Annotated in this window: 5 protein-coding genes; 2 read left to right on the forward strand and 3 right to left on the reverse strand. The window is 63.1% G+C overall.

Annotation, left to right across the window (positions count from 1 at the left end; all coding sequences use genetic code 11):
* The 3 genes from ACXRVY_RS19665 to ACXRVY_RS19675 form a co-directional block, all read right to left on the reverse strand.
* Positions 1–286, reverse strand: a 286-nt coding sequence (locus tag ACXRVY_RS19665) for an amidase (protein WP_458238037.1), incomplete at its 3' end; no start/stop codon positions are given.
* Positions 283–1,377 (reverse strand): serine hydrolase domain-containing protein, encoded by a 1,095-nt coding sequence (locus ACXRVY_RS19670; protein WP_223463819.1) that lies wholly within the window; start codon positions 1,375–1,377, stop codon positions 283–285. The genes ACXRVY_RS19665 and ACXRVY_RS19670, both read right to left, overlap by 4 nt.
* 179 nt (positions 1,378–1,556) lie before the next feature.
* The gene (locus ACXRVY_RS19675; protein WP_223463818.1) at positions 1,557–2,444 is read right to left on the reverse strand and encodes an acyl-CoA dehydrogenase family protein; all 888 of its coding nucleotides are present in this window, start codon (positions 2,442–2,444) and stop codon (positions 1,557–1,559) included.
* A 145-nt stretch (positions 2,445–2,589) separates the two neighbouring features.
* Here ACXRVY_RS19675 and olsB point away from each other — a divergent pair, with 145 nt between their 5' ends.
* A complete protein-coding gene (olsB, locus tag ACXRVY_RS19680; protein WP_223463817.1) occupies positions 2,590–3,345 on the forward strand; it encodes an L-ornithine N(alpha)-acyltransferase in 756 nt (251 codons plus the stop codon).
* Positions 3,345–3,839: lysophospholipid acyltransferase family protein (locus tag ACXRVY_RS19685; RefSeq protein ID WP_458238038.1), on the forward strand; the 495-nt coding region annotated here is incomplete at its 3' end. The genes olsB and ACXRVY_RS19685, both read left to right, overlap by 1 nt.

Below are 3,839 nucleotides of genomic sequence, written 5' to 3' on the forward strand. Positions count from 1 at the left end.
ACACGGCGCTGTTGCTGCGGCCCATGCCGCTGACCGTGACACGCTTGCCGGCAGCGTCATCGGTAAAGCCGCTGGCGGGCAGCCACTGCTTCACATAGCGGTGGCAATACTCGGTGTCGTTACCCATCACATAGCGGCACGAGCAATATTCCTTGGCGGTGTAAGCGCTGATGATGTCGGGGAACGCCCACAGCGCCACCCGCTCGTGCCAGATCCAGCCGAGCAAGGCGATCAGCAGGATCAACAATAGGGAACTGGCCGGTCGACGACGAATGAAACCGGTCATGGCTGCACCTTCCCGGCAAAGACCTTGAGCGCGAGTTGGAGCAGTTGGTTGTGCCGGTAGCTGCCGTCGCGGTCATCGCCATAGCGGACGATCACCAGGTGTTCGCTGGGGATCACATACATTGCCTGCCCCCAATGACCCAATGCGGCGAATGTGTCGGCGGGGGCATCGGGCCAGGCTCGTGCCGCGCCCTCGACGGCTCGATTGAGCCACCATTGGCCGCCGGGGACGGCATCGTCTTCGTGTGCGTGATAGTGAGCGAAGGGCTCGCGGTTGAACGCCACCCAATCCTTGGGCAGTAACTGCTTGTCTCCCCAACGACCCTCGCGGGCCATCAACAGACCGACCCGGGCCAGGTCCCGTGCAGTGAGGTAGGCATAGGACGACGCGACGAAAGTGCCCGTGGCATCGGTCTCCCAGATCGCGTGACGAATGCCCAGCGGTTCGAACAATGCAGTCCACGGAAAGTCGGGATAACGGCCGGGACCGACGATGGTTTTCAACGCGGCGGACAGCAGATTGCTGTCGCCGCTGGAGTAGCGAAACGTCTGGCCTGGCGCCGCATAAGCATCATGGGCCGCGGTAAATGCGGCCATGTCGTGGCGACCACGGGTGTAGAGCATGGCCACCACCGAAGACTTCAGCGGTGCGTATTCGTAGTCTTCCTGCCAGTCCAGGCCCGAGGCCCAGTGCAGCAGGTCGGCCATGGTCATGTCGGGGTGTTTATGCAGGGGCGGATAAAACTTCGCCACCGGGTCGCCGAGCTTGAACAAGCCTTCGCCATAGGCCACGCCGAGGACCGTAGCCATCAGGCTTTTACTGATCGACCAGATCAGGTGCGGTGTCTCGGCCGTCGTCGGACCGGCGTAGCGTTCGTAGAGCAACTGGCCGTCGCGAATCACCAGCAAGGCATCGGTGCGAATGCCCTGGCGAGTGGTGTCATCGCGGGATGGGAAGGCATAGGCCTCCAGGGCCTGAAGCGCCGGACCGGTCGGTGTCGGGGCGGTCGGCCATTGCTCGGCGGGCCAGTTTTCGGCCCGGGCCGTGAAGCTGAACAACAGCAGGAAAATCAGGGACAAGCCTTTGGACATGGCGGGGGCTCGGAGATTGAACTTGCTGAGCCTAGTCGAGCTTGATGACAATTCAGAAGTTCATGTTGCCAATCAGGCCGCCATCGCGAGCAAGCTCGCTCCCACAGGTTTAGTGTCCTAACTGATTTTGTGTGTGCCAGAGCCCCCTGTGGGAGCGGGCTTGCCCGCGATGAGGCCAGTCAATTCAACGAAAATTCCGCCAACGCCTTGGCCAACCGCTTGCCCCGAGCCCCCGCCGCCAACTCCATCACCGCCTGATCCCGCTGCCACATCACCGCCCACTCCACAGGCCCTCCAGCCAACGCCTCATTGACCTCAGCCTTGAGCCCTTCGAACTGTGCAAACAACCCGCCAAGCAACACATGCCCGGCCGGATGGGTCGGTGGCTGGCGGCTGGTTTCCGCGCACCCCGCCAACAACCCCAGCAACCGCAGTTGCAAGCCTTGCGGCCAAGCACATTCCTGGCCGACGCCATACAACCACGCCGTCATGGCGCTCAGCACATAGATGTCTTCCAGGGTGCGGAACGGTTTGACGTAGGCGTCCCAGCCATCCCCGGCGAGCAATTCACACAGTGCGTTATCCAGAAACAACCGGCCATGACTGATGTCCGGCATCAACGGGATCGGCGCCAGTTTTTCCACCCGCACACCCGGCTCACCACGATGGATCACCGCCAGGCTCAAGCGTGGATCGGTGCCAGGCTCCTCGCTGCGCGCCGCCACCAGTAGCCAGTCGGCGGCATCGCCGGCGGTGACGAAATCCTTGCGTCCGCTCAGGCGCAAACCGCTCAGTCGGGTTTGCATGTCGGCCGGGCGCAGGCTGCGCTGTTCGGTGGCGCACAGCGCGCCGAGGCTCAGCGGCGCACTCGGCCAGAGCATGCGCAAGGCCGCTTGATACCCCACCAGAAACGCCAGCCCCGGCGTCGCCATCAACCGCCCGCCAAGCACGGCCAATTCGAACGGTGTGACCGTGCCCAACTGCTGCAACAAGGTCGCGAAACCTTCAGCCAGATCCGGGTTGGCGGGCAAGCGATCACGGCGGTTCAACAGGGATTGCCAGGGCATAAGAGGCTCCTCGAGGGCTGTCATATAAGCATCACCAAAGCTTAATGGCGATGACACCGGGGCTACATAGCCTGACTTTGCCAGACAAAGAAAGTCGATTCGCTGTAGCCCAAAGACGGGTGAGCAGCCCGCACGGAGATTCGCCATGACTCAGATCGCCCGCATCAGCGACACCGGCAACGAACGCCGCCTGCAAGCCGAACGCCTGGTGGGCGCCGAGGCATTGCAGGAGGCCCAGGCCTTGCGCTTCAACGTGTTCAGCGGTGAGTTCAACGCCAGGCTGAAAGGCGCGGAACTGGGTCTGGACATGGATGACTACGACGTTCACTGCGCCCACATCGGCGTGCGTGACTTGAACACCGGGCGTCTGGTGGCGACCACCCGTTTGCTCGACCACACGGCTGCCAGCAGCCTGGGCAAATTCTACAGCGAAGAAGAATTCAGCCTCCACGGCCTGGTGCACCTGCAAGGCCCGATCCTGGAAATCGGTCGCACCTGCGTCGACCCGGCCTACCGCAACGGCGGCACCATCGCCGTGCTCTGGGGCGAACTGGCTGAAGTCCTGAACCAGGGCGGCTACAGCTACCTGATGGGTTGCGCGAGCATTCCGATGCAGGATGGCGGCGTGCAAGCCCACGCGATCATGCAGCGTCTGCGCGAACGCTACCTGTGCACCGAACATCTGCGTGCCGAGCCGAAAAACCCGCTGCCAAACCTGGACATCCCGTCGAACGTGATTGCCGAAATGCCACCGTTGCTCAAGGCCTACATGCGCCTGGGCGCGAAGATCTGCGGCGAGCCATGCTGGGACGAAGACTTCCAGGTCGCCGACGTGTTCATCCTGCTCAAGCGCGACGAACTCTGCCCGCGCTACGCCAAACACTTCAAGGCGGCTGTGTAATGAGCCGGTTGCGGGTGTACGCGCGAATCGCGCGAGTGCTGTTGGTGGTGACGCTGGGCCTGGGCATGGCCAGCGTGTTCGGGGTGTTCGAGCGCCTGGGCCTGGCCCATTCGATGGCGCGTCGCCAGCGCTGGTCGCGGTTCTTCATGGCCCGCCTGAGCAACGCTCTGCCCTTTGACGTGACCGTTCACGGCGAACTGCCGAAGGCCCCGATGCTCTGGGTCAGCAACCACGTGTCCTGGACCGACATCCCGCTGCTGGGCATGCTCACGCCGCTGTCGTTCCTGTCCAAGGCCGAAGTGCGCACCTGGCCAGTAGCCGGCTGGTTGGCGGCCAAGGCCGGCAGCCTGTTTATCCGCCGTGGCTCGGGTGACAGCCAGTTGATCCGCAAGCAGATGACCCGCCACCTGGAACAAGCCTACCCACTGCTGATGTTCCCGGAAGGCACCACCACCGATGGTCGTTCGCTGCGTACCTTCCATGGTCGCCTGCTG

The organism is Pseudomonas sp. P5_A2_2 (assembly GCF_054177685.1).

What these genes read in the sequence shown, in the direction of transcription:
- ACXRVY_RS19670 (WP_223463819.1), bottom strand. Translation starts at nt 1,377, where the DNA reads ATGTCCAAAGGCTTGTCCCTGATTTTCCTGCTGTTGTTCAGCTTCACG.
- ACXRVY_RS19675 (WP_223463818.1), bottom strand. Translation starts at nt 2,444, where the DNA reads ATGCCCTGGCAATCCCTGTTGAACCGCCGTGATCGCTTGCCCGCCAAC.
- olsB (WP_223463817.1), top strand. Translation starts at nt 2,590, where the DNA reads ATGACTCAGATCGCCCGCATCAGCGACACCGGCAACGAACGCCGCCTG.